The following is a 15731-nucleotide window of genomic DNA, read 5'->3' on the forward strand; positions in this document are numbered from 1 at the left end:
ATAATCCGCAAAAAGGATAACTTTTCTTTCCACAGGCAAATCAACCCATTTTTACCAAACAGAAACAATTTAAAACATCCCAACTCTATACCAAATCAAAACAGCACTTAATGCAGCCCATCCCTTCGCACATATATAGAGAGAGGGAGATAAGTCGTGTTCTTCCACGTTTGATGGAAGCATGGAAACATCCCAGATTAGAAATCTATGGTCCGGCCTTTGATTTCCCAGTCGCCAAAGCGGGCGGGATCCTTGCCGCCGCGACCGCCAATTTCTCGTGGCAGCTTTTCGGCTTTTTCAGCGGCCCGGCGTTCTTCGGCTTCTTTCAGCGCACGCTGGGCTGCTGGCGGCAAATCGTCAAACTTGCGCGGTTCGGCATTATCGTTGCTGGCGGGTTCGTTGAATGTATCGGTCATCCGTTTGAAATCCGTTATTAGAGCCCATTATTGAAGATCGGGCGTTTGATACCCATCATATAGTTAAACCTGACGGGGAAGCAAAACCCCGATTGTGTAAACTGTTACTGAACCGGAGACCTACACGCATGAATATGACGAAAACTGCCATGCTGATTGCTCTCATGACAGTCATGTTCATGAGCATCGGCTATTTGCTGGGCGGCGGCGGCGGCATGATGATCGCACTGGTGATTGCTGTTGCCATGAACCTGTTTGGCTACTGGAATTCCGACAAGATGGTCCTGCGTATGTATAATGCGCAGGAAGTCGATGCGCGCTCAGCCCCAGACTATTACCGCATGGTCAGCGGCCTTGCAGCCAATGCGGGCCTGCCAATGCCAAAGGTGTATATCATCCATGAAGACCAGCCCAATGCCTTTGCGACGGGCCGAAATCCCGAAAATGCAGCTGTTGCAGCCACAACCGGCCTTCTCAATCGCCTGACACCGGAAGAAGTTGCAGGCGTGATGGCGCATGAGCTGGCGCATGTCCAGAACCGCGATACGCTGACCATGACAATCGTCGCCACGCTCGCGGGTGCAATCTCCATGCTCGGCAATTTTGCATTCTTCCTCGGCGGCAACCGCGAAAACGGCAATGGCATCATTGGCGTAGTCGGTACAATTCTTGCAATGATCGTGGCTCCTTTTGCGGCGATGATCGTGCAGATGGCGGTAAGCCGTACCCGCGAATATGCTGCCGACCGCAGAGGCGCCGAAATCTGCGGCAACCCGCTCTGGCTCTCATCCGCCCTTGGCAAGATCGCCCGTGGCGCTAAGTCAGTTGTTAATGAAGAAGCCGAACATAACCCGGCAACCGCCCATATGTTCATTATCAATCCGCTGAGCGGACGCGGTGCTGACAACCTTTTTTCGACACATCCAGACACGGATAACCGTATTCAGGCGCTGGAACAGATGGCGGCTGAAATGGGGATTCGCTCGACGGCAATGGCGCAGCGCAGCTCCCCCCCTTCCCAAAACAGTGGTCCATGGGGTAATGCAGGCGGAAACAACAGTGGCGGCTCCGGCTATCGGGGTCCTTGGTCATAAAAGCGCAACCCAAAAACCAGTTGCGCGTCAGATAAAGTAGAACAGCGTGAACGATAAAAAAGCTGCGCCAAAGCGTGGAAATAAAAAGCCGCAATCCCATAAGCATGCCGCAGACCGCGCTGAACAGTTGCGCCCCGGTCTTGCTGCACGTCTGACTGCGGCTCGCCTGCTTGGTGCGGTGATTGAAAAGAACACATCGCTCGACGGTCTGACCGACAACAGCCACGGTCATCCGCAATATCTGGCGCTTGAACCACGCGACCGCGCACTGGTTCGCGCTATTCTGGGCTCCGCGCTGCGCAATCGCGGCAGCATTGAACGTGCCATCAACAAGCGCCTCGACCGGCCTTTGCCGGAAAATGCGCATGCGCTCAAACACCTTCTGCATGTGGCCGTCGCACAGATTTTCTACCTCAACCTTCCGGATCATTCGGCCGTTGATCTGGCCGTTGAAGCGGCCAATGCCGATCCGCGCAATCGCAAATATGCAGGTCTTGTGAACGCACTTCTGCGCCGTCTGTCGCGCAACAAGGAACGCGCTCTCGCCCATACATTGCAGCCGGAAACCAACGTGCCGGAATGGTTTGCAAACAGTATTAAAGACGCTTATGGCGCGGAAAAAGCAGCAGCCATTCTCGCCATGCACGCTTATGAACCACCGATCGATTTCACCGTAAAAGGCGATCCGAAGGAATGGGCGGAAAAGCTCGGCGGCACAGCCCTGCCGAACGGCTCGGTACGCCTTGAGACTGTTGAGGGCAATCTCACCGAACTGCCCGGCTTTGCAGAGGGCGACTGGTGGGTACAGGATGCGGCGGCAAGCTTGCCAGCACGGCTGATGGGCGACATCAAGGGCAAACGCGTTGCCGATCTTTGCGCAGCGCCCGGCGGCAAGACCGCGCAGCTTGTGTTGCAGGGGGCGGATGTGACAGCGCTTGATATGTCAGAAAACCGGCTCAAGCGTCTTCAAGGCAATCTGGAGCGTCTTGGCTACAAGGCACGCACTGTCGCCACCAACCTGATGGATTACACGCCCGACGAATTGTTTGACGCAGTTCTTCTTGATGCACCCTGCTCATCCACCGGCACGGTGCGCCGCCACCCGGACGTGCCATGGACCAAAACACCGCAGGATATTGCAAAGCTTGCCACGCTTCAGGCAAAGCTGCTCGCCCATGCAGTAAATTTGGTGAAACCCGGCGGCACCATTGTCTTCTCCAATTGCTCGCTGCATCCAATAGAAGGCGAAGAGCTGGCCCGCAAGGCGCTCGAAAATCCAGCACTTGAAGCTTATCCGATCACGCTCGACGATTGTCCGGGTCTTGAAGGTCTGATCACGGATGAAGGCTTCCTGCGTTCGACCCCTGCCGATTTGGCCGCTGACACGTTTAATGGCAATTCAAATATGGCGGGCATGGATGGCTTTTTCGCTGCCCGCTTCAGACGCAAGGCCTGATCCGTTAGCTAAGGCTGATTAAAATCGGTGAATTTTCCATAACGGGCGCATTGCACCCGTTATGGTTAACACTCGATTCACCATTATCAACGATTCTAAGAATGCATGATTCCGAAATCGAGAAACCGGCATTTCGATTCATCATGCCATGAAAGGATGGACCTGCCTTATCGGGTCCGATGCGAATGAATTATAATACGGAGAACGAGAGGGTGGCAGTCGCGTTGAGCGAAACCCCGCATCTTTGGGGACTGGCCGTTGCACAGGCTTGGCGCAAGTTCAGCCGCCGTCTGCGCATGGGTCCGCTTTTTCGCTGGCGGTTCAGCGGCTTCACGCCGGACCGCATCCTCATTGCGCCACCGGATCTCCGCGTCGCTGACCCGCAACTGGCGCAAGAATTCTACCACGGTCGTTTTGCTCTGGCTGGTCGCCTCGTCGAAACCGGTGGCATGTCGCCTTTTGCCGTTGAGCCACCGACGCCGGAATGGGAAGCGGCCCTTCAGGGCTTTGGCTGGCTGCGCCATCTGAAAAGCGCCAACAGCGAGCTTGCGACCGCCAATGCGCGCGCACTCGTTGACGATTGGATGCGCCTTTATGGCAAGCGCATCGGTGGTCTTGCCTGGTCACCAGAAGTTACAGCACAGCGCATCATCGCATGGTTGCAACATTCCAACCTCATTCTTTCTGGCGCAGAATTGCCTGCCTATCGCAAATTCATGCGCTCGCTTGCCATGCAGGTGCGCTACCTGCGCACTGTCGCTTCCGCTATGGATGACGGCGAAGAACGCCTGCGTGCGCGTATTGCGCTGGCTTTTGCGGCACTCGCTTTGCCGGTTTCGCCGCCGACCGCGCGTGCAGCACGACGCAATCTCGAATATGAGCTGAAGCGCCAGATCCTGCCCGATGGTGGGCATATTTCGCGCAATCCGGTTACGATCCTTGAACTGCTGGCCGATCTTCTGCCACTGCGCCAGACCTATGCCAATGGCACCGAATCACCGCCAAAAGCATTGATCGAAGCTGTCGAGCGCATGCTGCCTGCGCTGCGTTTTTTCCGGCATCAGGATGGCAGTCTCGCGCTGTTCAACGGTGTTGGTCCAACTCTTTCCGAGCGGATTATTTCGGTGCTGCGTCACGACGAAACCGCAGGCGCGCCACTAACCCACGCACCCTATTCCGGCTATGAACGCCTGTCGATGGGGGCGACAACCATCATCGCCGATACGGGCCTTCCTCCGCCTGTAACGGCGTCGCGCGATGCCCATGCGGGTTGTCTTGCCTTTGAAATGTCCTCAGGCCGCCAGCGCTATATCGTCAATTCCGGTGTTGACCGCTACGGCCCGCCGGAATTTCGTCCATTGGGACGCTCAACGGCTGCGCATTCAACCGCAACCATCAACGATACATCGTCGTGCCGTTTCAGCCGCAATGCAGGCCTTTCCAACATGATTGGCACGCCGATCATCGCCGGTCCCACACGCGTGCAGCGCGACCGGATCGAAGACACGGGACGGCAAGGTTTTGTTGCAAATCATGATGGTTATGTCCGCCTTTTTGGCATCTTTCATGAGCGTCGCGTCGTGCTGTCGCATCAGGGCAGTGTCATACAAGGTGCGGACCGCTTTTATCGCGGCGATGCCAAGGCGTTGAAAGCCAACGGGCGTGATAATATTGCCGTGCGTTTTCACATCCACCCATCGGTGGACATCTCGCTTGATGAAAATGGCCTGATCAATTTGAGCGCTCCTCATGACGATACATGGGCGTTCTCCTGTTTCGAAGTGGCCCCGCAGCTTGAAGACAGCATCTTCTTTGCCGGGTTCCGTGGTCCTGTGACATCAAAGCAGATCGTGCTGTCTTTTCCGGCTTCTGATCTGCCGGAAGTAAACTGGCAATTCAGCCGCGTTGCCATTGGAAGCTACGCTTAACCTCAAAAGCTTGACCAGGACGCTTTTAAGGTATGATTCGCGTCTCGTCTGTGCTAACCCGCAAACCGTCCCACCCTTCCTGAACGCAAAACGCTTCAGCAACGAAGAGACCATTTCCTATGGCTGTCAGCTCCAAGCATATTCCCGCTCCCGATCTTCATCGGGTGCGCCGCGCCCTTCTTTCCGTTTCCGACAAGACCGGCCTCATCGATTTTGCCAAGGCACTTCATGCCCATGGCGTTGAAATCCTTTCGACCGGCGGCACCGCAAAGTCGATTGCCGCAGAAGGCATTCCTGTAAAAGACGTTTCGGAAGTCACCGGCTTCCCGGAAATCATGGATGGGCGCGTGAAGACGTTGCATCCATCGGTCCACGGCGGGCTGCTTGCTGTACGCAACGATCCTGAACATGTTGCAGCCATGGAAGCCCATGGCATTGGCGGCATTGATCTGGCCGTCATCAATCTCTACCCGTTTGAAGAAGTTCGCTTCAAGGGTGGCGATTATGACACCACGGTTGAAAATATCGACATTGGCGGCCCGGCCATGATCCGCGCTTCGGCAAAGAACCATGCTTATGTCGCAACCGTTGTCGATCCCGCTGACTATGAAGAGGTTGTCTCTGAGCTCGAAAAGAACAAAGGCTCGCTGCCGATTTCCTTCCGCAAAAAGCTTGCAGCCAAGGCGTTCTCGCGCACGGCCGCTTATGATGCAGCCATTTCCAACTGGTTTGCCGAAGCAATCAATGAGGAAACACCGACCTATCGTTCGATCGCAGGCAAGCTGCATTCTGTCATGCGTTATGGTGAAAACCCGCATCAGACGGCTGGCTTCTACCTGACCGGCGAACAGCGTCCGGGCGTTGCCACAGCAACGCAGCTTCAGGGCAAGCAACTTTCCTATAACAACATCAACGACACCGATGCAGCTTTCGAACTCGTAGCCGAGTTTGACCCGGCGCGCACCGCAGCCGTTGCCATCATCAAGCACGCCAATCCTTGCGGCGTTGCAGAAGCTGCCACCATCAAGGAAGCCTATCTCAAGGCCCTCGCCTGCGATCCGGTTTCGGCTTTTGGTGGCATTGTTGCGCTCAACAAGACACTTGATGAAGCCGCCGCTGAGGAAATCGTCAAAATCTTTACCGAAGTCATCATCGCACCGGACGCCACCGAAGGTGCACAGGCCATCGTTGCGGCCAAGAAGAACCTGCGTCTCTTGGTAACGGGCGGCCTGCCTGATCCACGTGCCAAAGGCATTGCAGCAAAAACCGTTGCAGGCGGCCTTCTGGTTCAGTCACGCGACAACGGCGTTGTTGATGATCTTGATCTGAAAGTGGTCACCAAACGTTCGCCAACGGAAGCCGAGCTCAACGATATGAAGTTCGCTTTCCGCGTCGGCAAACACGTGAAGTCGAATGCGATTGTTTACGTCAAGGACGGCGCAACGGTTGGCATCGGCGCAGGTCAGATGAGTCGTGTTGATTCGGCCCGCATCGCTGCCCGCAAGGCAGAAGACGCAGCTGAAGCAGCCGGTCTTGCCGAGCCGCTGACCAAGGGCTGTGTTGTTGCATCCGATGCGTTCTTCCCATTTGCTGATGGCCTGCTTTCGGCTGTTCAGGCAGGTGCAACGGCGGTTATCCAGCCGGGCGGCTCAATGCGTGATGATGAAGTCATTGCCGCAGCTGACGAGCACGGCATTGCAATGGTGATGACCGGTATGCGTCACTTCCGTCACTAGTGTGGCTTTGATCCCGAAATTCGTTCAGATGACTGCATTAGAGTGATACGAATTTCGGGTCCGACATATTAGAATAGTCCCATATCAAGGACAAAGCCGAGGAAGCGATCTTCCTCGGCTTTTTTACTGGCAATAATTTCAATTGCTTTCGTTTGACTTTCATATTAATTCGTTTTTTGTTGATGTCGAAATTTTGTGAAAGTCACGCTTGTTTCAGAATTATTGGGAATGCCTGAAACGCGTGACTGTATTAAGTTGATTTGTCATGCGGTGAGGCATGCGATTTTCGTCTCACAACATGACGCCCACATGGGAGGAGCATAAGCAATGACTCAGTTCATCGGTTCCATCGATCAGGGAACCACCAGTTCACGCTTCATTATTTTTGACCGCCACGGCGACATTATCGCCATGGATCAACGCGAACACGAACAAATTTATCCAAAGGCCGGCTGGGTTGAGCACAATGCCAATGAAATCTGGCGCAACACGCAGCATGTCATCGCTGAAACACTGAAAAAGGCCAAGCTCAAGGCTTCCGATATTGCGTCTGTTGGCATTACCAACCAGCGCGAAACAACGCTGCTGTGGGACAGGAAGACCGGCGCACCGCTTTACAACGCCATTGTCTGGATGGACACACGCACCGACCAACTGGTAGATCAGTTTGTAAAGGACGGTGGTGCGGACCGCCTGCGCGATAAAACCGGGCTGCCGATCTCAACCTATTTCTCTGGTCTCAAACTACGCTGGATCCTCGATAATGTACCCGGTGCACGCGAAAAAGCCGAAACGGGTGAGGCCCTGTTCGGCACGATGGACAGCTGGCTTGTCTGGAACCTTACCGGCGGCACACAGGGTGGAATTCACATCACCGATGTGACCAATGCTTCGCGCACCCAGCTCATGGACCTTGCAACGCTGAAATGGGACGAGGAGATTCTGAGCCTTTTCGATATTCCTGCGGCTTGCCTGCCAGAGATTCGCTCCTCCAGTGAAGTCTATGGCGAGATTACCCTACCCGCGCTTGGTGGCGCCAAGCTTGCAGGCATTCTGGGGGATCAGCAGGCAGCTCTTTTCGGTCAGGCTTGCCTTGAACCGGGTGAAGCCAAGAACACCTATGGCACCGGCTGCTTCATGCTCATGAATACCGGCGAAAAGCTGGTTCCATCCACCTATGGCCTGCTGACAACCGTTGCTTATCAGCTTGGTGATAAAAAGCCCGTCTATGCACTGGAAGGCTCCATCGCGATCACCGGCGCACTGGTGCAATGGCTGCGCGACAATCTTGGCATCATCAAAAACAGCGGTGATATCGAAACACTGGCACGCACGGTCGAAGATAATGGAGACGTCTATTTCGTCCCCGCCTTCTCAGGTCTTTACGCCCCGCATTGGGAAGATTCCGCGCGTGGTATTATCGCCGGGCTAACCCGCTTCGCAAACAAAGGCCACATCGCGCGTGCAGCACTCGAAGCAAGTGCCTATCAGGTGCGCGAAGTGCTTGAAGCCATGGTCAAGGATTCAGGCGTAGAAATTACAGAACTGCGTGCCGATGGCGGTATGACCGTCAATGAACTGCTGATGCAATTCCAGTCTGACATTCTTGATGTGCCGGTTGTGCGTCCGAAGATCATCGAAACCACAGCGCTTGGTGCGGCCTATGCAGCCGGTCTTGCTGTGGGATACTGGAAATCAACGAATGACATTATCGAGAACTGGCAGGTCGGCCAGCGCTGGCATCCGAAGATGACAACGAAGGAAAGAACACGCCTGTTCAATTCGTGGGAAAAGGCTGTCCAACGGTCCCTTAACTGGATTGATTAAGGCTCTGTTTCGGCCTGACTAAACAGTCCAGAACTTGAAAATACACAATCAATACAAACGGCCGATGAGCGCATCTGCGCATCGGATGGTTTCTTTTAACCTAAATTATTTTCTCGGAGCAGATAATGACTAGCGGTTTTATCGGGGAATTTCTTGGCACGATGATGCTCGTTCTGTTGGGTGATGGTGTGGTAGCCAACGTGCTTCTGGCCAATTCCAAAGGTCAGAATTCCGGTTGGATCGTCATCACCGCGGGCTGGGGCTTTGCCGTCTTGTGTGGTGTGATGGTTGCGGTTGCAGCAGGCAGTGCAGGCCATCTCAATCCGGCTGTGACCCTTGCTTTTTACGCAGCAGGCACATTTCCGGCTGCCGATGTTGCCCCATACATTGCAGCGCAAATGCTCGGCGCCTTTACCGGTGCCGTTCTCGTTTATCTTGCCTATCTGGCTCACTGGCGCCCAACAACCGATAAGGGATTAAAGCTCGGTGTTTTCTGCACAGGCCCGGCGATCCGCAACATTCCGGCCAACTTCATAACAGAAGTGATTGGCACATTTGTTCTGGTCTTTGTGGTCATTGCAATTGGCGCAAAGGCCGTTGGTGCAACGGGCGTTCTTGGACCTCTGATGGTCGGGCTGCTTGTCTGGGCGCTTGGTGTTTCACTGGGTGGACCTACCGGCTATGCAATCAATCCGGCACGCGATCTCGGACCACGTATCGCCCATGCATTGCTGCCTATTCCCGGCAAGGGCGGTTCAGACTGGGCTTATGCCTGGGTGCCGGTGGTAGCGCCAATTGTTGGCGGTTTGATTGCGATTGCCTGCGCCAAAGCAGCAGGCATGATGTAGAAAAAAGACTGGCGCAGCAAGAGCACTGCGCCAGTCACCTATATATAGCTTCCGCCGGATAAGGCGTTGCCTTCGTAAGCAAAAGACCGGCGGCGAACAAAACAACAAGCACCGACATGCCAAGCGCTGCCGACCCGCTGAGTGCCGTAACAGTCGCAACCAGAAACGGACCGATAAAGCTTGTTGCTCGACCAGCCAAAGCATAAATGCCAAAATAACGGCCTGATTCCTCCGGCTTAATGCTACGCGCGAACCATGATCGCGAAGACGCCTGAACGGGGCCAAAGGCTGCTCCGATCATCAGCCCGTAAATCAGATAAGCGTGTTCGGCAGGCGTGGCGAATAACCCTTTTGCATCCGTTGGTGCAAACATCAGGAAGCCAAACAAAGTGGATTGATGATCTGTCGATACGATTCCAAGCGAAGCAATCAGCAACAGCACAATAGATCCCAGCACCACGACCTTTGAGCCGAATCGCGTATCAAATTTACTGGCCAGCAGACAGCTGAAAATTGCCATCACATTGAGAATCATGCCGAACAAACCGATTTCAGTGATCGACCAGCCAAACAATACGGCCGCATAACCGGCGCCCAGTGCGAGCAAAGCATTGACGCCATCCTGGTAAATCATCCGTGCAATCAGGAAGCGGACAATTCCCGGACGCTTACGAACCTCCCTCAACGTCGCTTTAAGCTCGGACAGGCCTGAACGCAAAGCACGCCCGAGCGGCTCTCCTTTGGCAACGTCCGGTGTGAAGAAAAACATCGGGAGAATGAAAACCAGATACCAAAGCGCCGCAATCGGCCCGGCGATTCGCCCATCCTCCCCTTTAGCCGGATCAAGCCCGAACAGAGGATCAATACCGATGATCGTTTTTCCGGTCTCAGGCGATGCTGCAAGGCAAAACACAATGAAAATCAAAACAATCATGCCGCCCATATAGCCTAGCCCCCAGGCAATATTGGACACCCGGCCAATATCGTTGCGTGGAACCAGTCGAGGCATCATCGAATCATTGAAAACAATGGAAAACTCGGCCGCAATCATGGCCAGCGCAAAGGCCAGCAAAACCCAGTAGATATTGGCGCCTGGCACTGCAAACCAGAGCAGCGACAGACAAACAATCTGAATGATGGCAAAGAAGGCGATCCACGGCTTGCGTGCACCGGTCCTGTCGGAAACAGCGCCAAGAAAGGGAGACAGGATTGCAACGGCAAGCCCCGCTGCCGCAAAACCATAGCCCCATGCAATCTGACCAGCCTCCGGACTTTCGGCCATTCGCGAGATGAAATAAGGCCCAAAAATGAAAGTGGTAACGACTGTGAAAAATGGCTGAGCCGCCCAGTCGAAAAATATCCAGCCCCACACACCGCGGCGTGAAGAATAGCCGTCTGCTACCATTGCCTGTTCCGTCATATGTTACGCCTGCCACGCCCGTAAAGCATTGCGAAGGTACACTGCTAATAGACTCACCACAACAAAGCAAAAAAGGCGACCGAAGCCGCCCTTTTTAATTCTATTCGTAGTTTCACAATTATTGCGTCAGATCCGACATAAGCCCCGCAGCAACAGCCAGACGTGACACGGTCAGATCACCGCCTTCTGTCAGCGCAACCATGCGGCTTCTGATCTGGTCGATGCGTGCTGCATCTTCCGCAAACCATGCTGCCGCCGGATCTTTTTCCTTGCCGTGCTTTTTCAGTGCAGCAATCGTAATGCCACGCGCTGCCTGGGTGATCGTATCGCTTGCACGCGACAGTGCCAGACCGTCATAATAATCCGTAACCGGAATTGTGCGCGCGGCTTCTTCGATACGGCCAATGCGGAAGGCTTCCGATACGCCGAAATAGGTCTTGGCGGTTGCAACCAGATCGGCAGAAGCCAGATGTGCGATCAACGCGATGTCCGGCATGATGCCTGCAAGTTGCAGATTGGCCAGACGCTGAGCAAGCTTTTCAGGCGCACCCTTTTCAACAAAGGCTGCCTTGTCTGCCTGCACCGCATCGATCAGGTAATCCGGCATCAGACCATCAAAGCGTGGCTCAAGCGCCGCACGTGCTGTGGTGATGGTGTTCACCAGCTCTGTCAGGTTTGCACGCGTGGTGTCGTTGCGCAGAACCCAGGCGGTCGTTGCAAGCAACATCTCGCCAACCAGGTGATAGAACTGGTTCTGCACATCACCCGTCACCTTGTTATCGAGCGCATCGATCGCGTCATAGATCGCATTGATCTCAAAGCCATCGCGCACCGCCACATAAGCGCGGACAATATCGGCAGGCGACTTGCCCGTCGTATCGGCCAGACGGCTGATGAAGGTGATGCCGCCACGATTGATAATATCGTTCGCCAGCAAAGTAGCGACGATTTCGCGCTTCAGACGGTGATTGGAAATTTCCTCGGCATAGGTTTTCACCATACGCTTCGGGAAATAGCTAAACAGCAACTCTTCGAAGTACGGCTCATCAGGCAGTTTGCTTGCGACCAGATCATCCGACAGTGACAGCTTGGCATAAGCAAGCAGAACTGCAAGTTCCGGACGCGTCAGCGGCTGTCCCGACTTCTGGCGATCATTCAGCACCGCATCCGATGGCAGATACTCGACCTTGCGATCCAGCAGCTTGCGCGCTTCAAGCTCGGCCATGAAGCGAGCCTGATAAGGCAGCTCCGTGAGACCCTGACGTTCGCTCAATGAAAGTGCGAGTGGCTGCAGATAATTGTTGCGCAGCACCAGTTCAGACACGTCATCGGTCATGCTCACCAGCAGCTTGTTGCGTGCCGGACGCTTAAGCTTGCCCGAACGCATGGCAGCAGCCAGCGCAATCTTGATATTGACCTCAACGTCGGAGCAGTTGACGCCGGCCGAGTTGTCGATGGCATCGGTATTGCCGCGACCGCCGTTGAGCGCATATTCAATGCGTCCGCGTTGCGTGACACCAAGATTGGCACCCTCGCCGATCACCTTCGCCCGAACATCCGAACCCGTGATACGAATGGCATCATTGGCTCGATCACCAACCTGCGCATCCGTTTCGTTGCCTGCTCGAATATAGGTGCCGATACCCCCGAACCACAGAAGATCGACCTCCGCTTTCAGGATCGCCGTCATGATTTCCTGCGGCGAAGCGGTAGTTTTGCCAAGGCCAATGACCTTTGCAGCTTCAGCCGACAGCGTGATCGTCTTCTGGCTGCGGCTATAGACACCGCCACCTGACGAAATCTTCGAGCGATCATAATCCTGCCAGCTTGAACGCGGCAGTTCGAACAGACGCTTGCGCTCTGCAAAGCCGTCTGCCGGAACCGGGTTCGGATCGATGAAGATGTCACGATGATCGAAGGCTGCAACCAACCTGATCTGCTCCGACAAAAGCATACCGTTGCCGAATACATCGCCCGACATATCGCCCACACCGGCAACCGTGAACGGTTCGGTCTGGATATCCTTGTTGAACTCACGGAAATGCCGCTTCACGGCTTCCCATGCACCGCGCGCGGTGATGCCCATGCCCTTGTGGTCGTAACCGGCAGAGCCACCCGATGCGAAAGCATCATCGAGCCAGAAGTCATGTGCCTGGCTGATCGCATTGGCCGTATCGGAAAAAGTTGCAGTGCCCTTGTCGGCAGCGACAACGAAATAAGGATCGTCATTGTCGTGACGCACCACGTCCGCAGGCGGCACAACATCATTGTCATGAATATTGTCAGTGACCGACAGAAGCGTGGAGATGAAAACCTTGTAGGCATCACGACCGGCTTCAAACACAGCATTGCGATCGCCACCGACAGGCAAACGCTTCGGATAGAAGCCGCCTTTGGCACCAACCGGCACAATCACCGCATTCTTGACCTGCTGTGCCTTGACGAGGCCCAAAACTTCCGTGCGGTAATCCTGTGCGCGGTCCGACCAGCGCAGACCACCACGCGCAACAGCGCCGAAGCGCAAATGCACACCTTCCACTTCGGGGCCATAGACGAAAATTTCGCGATATGGGCGCGGATCGGGCAGACCTTCGACAAGCCGTGGATTGAGCTTGAACGCAAAGGTCACACGCGGCTTGCCTTCATCATTTGGCTGGTAAGCATTGGTGCGCAAGGTTGCTTCGATCAGATTGCGGAAGCGGCGCAAAATCTGATCATCATCCGCACTCGGCACACCGAGAAGCGCCGTTTCGATAGCATCAACCAGCTTCTTTTCAGCGGCGTCACGACGCTTGGCCGACGGGTTGAAGCGCAGATCGAACAGCGAATAAAGATCGCTGGCAATTTCCGGATAGCGGTTGAGTGCGGCTGCAATGAAACCTTGCGAATAGGCAATACCTGCCTGCTGCAGATAACGGCCATAAGAGCGCAGGATCATGATCTGACGTGCCGTGAGACGTGCAGTCTGCACCAGCGCGTTATAGCCATCATTGTCGGCAAGACCATCCCAGACCGTGCGGAACACATCTTCCAGCATCTCGCCATCATCAGACAGATCAACCGGAGCGCCATAGGCGTTTACGAGCTGCATGTCATGCACGTAAACTGCGGCACCGTCCTCACCCGCTTGCGGAAGGTCAAGGGTCTGCTCGCTGACCACGCGGAAACCCATATTTTCGAGAAGCGGCACACGCTGCGACAGCGCAACCGGCGCGCCATGATGATAAAGCTTGAGCGAAACCGCATCCGGACCATCGGTACGATAGCGATAGAAGTCCACAAAGAGCGGAGCTTCTGCATTAAGGCCTGCGATGCGCTCTGCATCGACAAGCGCTTCCGGAGCGGTGAAGATTTCGCGATAGGATTGCGGGAAGCTCGAAGCCAGAGCAATGGTCTTTGCATCCACGCTGTCCGCGCTTTCACGCACCGCGTCTTCCCAAGTACGAACGATCGAACGCACTTCTTCTTCCAGCGCATCACGATCCACATGCGGCGTGGAACGTTCATGACGGCGGATGACGAACTGAACGCGCGTCAGACCATTTTGCAAAAAGACCGGATGGAATTCAAAACTGTCGCCGCCATAAATCTCGACAAGATAATGGCCGATCTTCTCACGCACGACAGAATCGTAACGGTCACGCGGAATATAGACCAGCACGGTGGCAAAACGGCCAAAACGGTCCAGACGCGGGATCGCACGAACGCGTGGGCGCTCACCAAGTGCCAGAATCAGTTCGGCATTGGCCGTCAGGCTTTCCACATCGATCTGGAACAGCTCATCACGCGGATATTCTTCCAGCACATTGACAAGCGCCTTGCCGGAATGGTCTTCGCGGTTAAAGCCAAGATGCCGGATAACTGCATCTGCCTTTGATCGAATAAATGGAATGCTGGCAACGGAGCTGACATAAGCAACAGAGGTGAACAAACCAACGAGGCGAAGCTCGCCAATAGCCTCGCCCTTGTCACCAAAGATCTTTACACCGACATAATCAAGATACGATCTGCGATGCACCAGCGACAGCGAATTTGCTTTCGTGACGATCAATGGTTCACTGCTATCAAGGAAGTCGGTGATCTCGCGCGGCGTGGCCTTGTCGTCGTCGTCCTTACGCAGAACGCGGACTTCACTGTCATTGAGAATGCCAAGCGTCTCCTTGACCGGCACGAGCTCACGCTTGTCGCCCTTGCCCTTGAAGGTCAGTTCGCGCATTCCAAGGAAAATAAAACGATCATCACGCAGCCATTCAAGAAACGCGATTGCCTCCGGCATAGCCGGATCAAGGGTCAGTTCCTGAACGCGCTTATAATCGGCGATAGCGTCATCAAGACGCTTGAGCATTGGCTTCCAATCGCTGACAGCAGAACGAACCTGTCCGAGCACACGCTTGATAGCAGCGGTGAGATCAGTCTTGGCCTGCTTGTCGAGGGCTGGAAGATGAATCTGCACAAGGCTGACGCGCTCAACACCCTTGGCAGGTGCAAGCTGCGAAGCTTCGCCTAAAATTGTAAGGCTGTCCTTTTCCCGCTCAATGTCGAGAACCGGGTGAACAACCATGAAAATCTGGCTGACATGATCGTTCAGCTCACCCATAATCGAGTCGAGCAGGAACGGCATATTGTCGTTGACGATGGTAATAACGCTGACGGCGCGACCTTGGCGTTCGATGCTGTTATCGACGCTGATGATGCTTTTACCCTTGCGATAGGATTCGAGCGCTTCGTAGCCATACTGGGCAGACTTATCGAGCGCGGCGGCATCATAGGCCGCAAGATCTTCGGGCGGCGCCCATTCAAAGAGAAGCTGCGAAAAGGCATCAAGCGCCTTCGACTTTCCTCCCTTCTTCTCCTCCTTGCCTGCCTTGGAACCCTTAATTTTGCTCGACCGATCCTGCTTTGCAGTCACGTCGGATACTCCTGTCATGATGGCAATGCGCGCCAAACTAGCAGATTGAACATGCGTTTCGATGACAAATCGCTGAAAACAACCAAAAAAATCAGTG

The 15731-nt window shown here is 54.7% G+C and carries 9 protein-coding genes; 6 read left to right on the forward strand and 3 right to left on the reverse strand.

What is annotated here, in order from left to right:
• Window positions 1-197 precede the first annotated feature (197 nt).
• Window positions 198-416: a DUF1674 domain-containing protein gene (locus ABE530_RS17005; RefSeq protein ID WP_265985205.1), complete on the reverse strand. Its 219-nt coding sequence runs from the start codon at window positions 414-416 to the stop codon at window positions 198-200.
• Window positions 417-544: 128 nt separating this feature from the next.
• Here ABE530_RS17005 and htpX point away from each other — a divergent pair, with 128 nt between their 5' ends.
• From htpX to ABE530_RS17035, 6 genes are all read left to right on the forward strand, one after another.
• Window positions 545-1510: a zinc metalloprotease HtpX gene (gene htpX, locus ABE530_RS17010; RefSeq protein ID WP_265985204.1), complete on the forward strand. Its 966-nt coding sequence runs from the start codon at window positions 545-547 to the stop codon at window positions 1508-1510.
• A 46-nt stretch (window positions 1511-1556) separates the two neighbouring features.
• On the forward strand, window positions 1557-2966 hold the full coding sequence (locus tag ABE530_RS17015; RefSeq protein ID WP_499695317.1) for an RsmB/NOP family class I SAM-dependent RNA methyltransferase: 1410 nt from the start codon (window positions 1557-1559) through the stop codon (window positions 2964-2966).
• A 185-nt stretch (window positions 2967-3151) separates the two neighbouring features.
• Entirely contained in the window at window positions 3152-4894 is a 1743-nt protein-coding gene (locus ABE530_RS17020; RefSeq protein ID WP_265985201.1) for a heparinase II/III family protein, read from the forward strand.
• Between the two features lie 119 nt (window positions 4895-5013).
• Entirely contained in the window at window positions 5014-6630 is a 1617-nt protein-coding gene (gene purH, locus ABE530_RS17025; protein WP_265985200.1) for a bifunctional phosphoribosylaminoimidazolecarboxamide formyltransferase/IMP cyclohydrolase, read from the forward strand.
• Window positions 6631-6957: 327 nt separating this feature from the next.
• Complete coding sequence (gene glpK / locus ABE530_RS17030; RefSeq protein ID WP_499695318.1) at window positions 6958-8457, forward strand: glycerol kinase GlpK; 1500 nt, start codon at window positions 6958-6960, stop codon at window positions 8455-8457.
• Window positions 8458-8582: 125 nt separating this feature from the next.
• Entirely contained in the window at window positions 8583-9305 is a 723-nt protein-coding gene (locus ABE530_RS17035; RefSeq protein WP_499695319.1) for an MIP/aquaporin family protein, read from the forward strand.
• 34 nt (window positions 9306-9339) lie between these two features.
• On the opposite strand, the gene ABE530_RS17040 is transcribed toward ABE530_RS17035, so the two are convergent.
• Complete coding sequence (locus ABE530_RS17040) at window positions 9340-10725, reverse strand: MFS transporter (RefSeq protein ID WP_499695320.1); 1386 nt, start codon at window positions 10723-10725, stop codon at window positions 9340-9342.
• A gap of 118 nt (window positions 10726-10843) precedes the next feature.
• Entirely contained in the window at window positions 10844-15634 is a 4791-nt protein-coding gene (locus tag ABE530_RS17045; RefSeq protein WP_499695335.1) for an NAD-glutamate dehydrogenase, read from the reverse strand.
• Window positions 15635-15731: the final 97 nt, after the last annotated feature.

Origin of the sequence: Brucella sp. TWI559 (assembly GCF_039674265.1) — a bacterium.
GTDB lineage: Bacteria > Pseudomonadota > Alphaproteobacteria > Rhizobiales > Rhizobiaceae > Brucella > Brucella chromiisoli.

Coding starts and splice junctions, on each gene's coding strand:
- ABE530_RS17005 (WP_265985205.1), bottom strand. CDS start 416: ATGACCGATACATTCAACGAACCCGCCAGCAACGATAATGCCGAACCG.
- htpX (WP_265985204.1), top strand. CDS start 545: ATGAATATGACGAAAACTGCCATGCTGATTGCTCTCATGACAGTCATG.
- ABE530_RS17020 (WP_265985201.1), top strand. CDS start 3,152: ATGAATTATAATACGGAGAACGAGAGGGTGGCAGTCGCGTTGAGCGAA.
- purH (WP_265985200.1), top strand. CDS start 5,014: ATGGCTGTCAGCTCCAAGCATATTCCCGCTCCCGATCTTCATCGGGTG.
- glpK (WP_499695318.1), top strand. CDS start 6,958: ATGACTCAGTTCATCGGTTCCATCGATCAGGGAACCACCAGTTCACGC.
- ABE530_RS17035 (WP_499695319.1), top strand. CDS start 8,583: ATGACTAGCGGTTTTATCGGGGAATTTCTTGGCACGATGATGCTCGTT.
- ABE530_RS17040 (WP_499695320.1), bottom strand. CDS start 10,725: ATGACGGAACAGGCAATGGTAGCAGACGGCTATTCTTCACGCCGCGGT.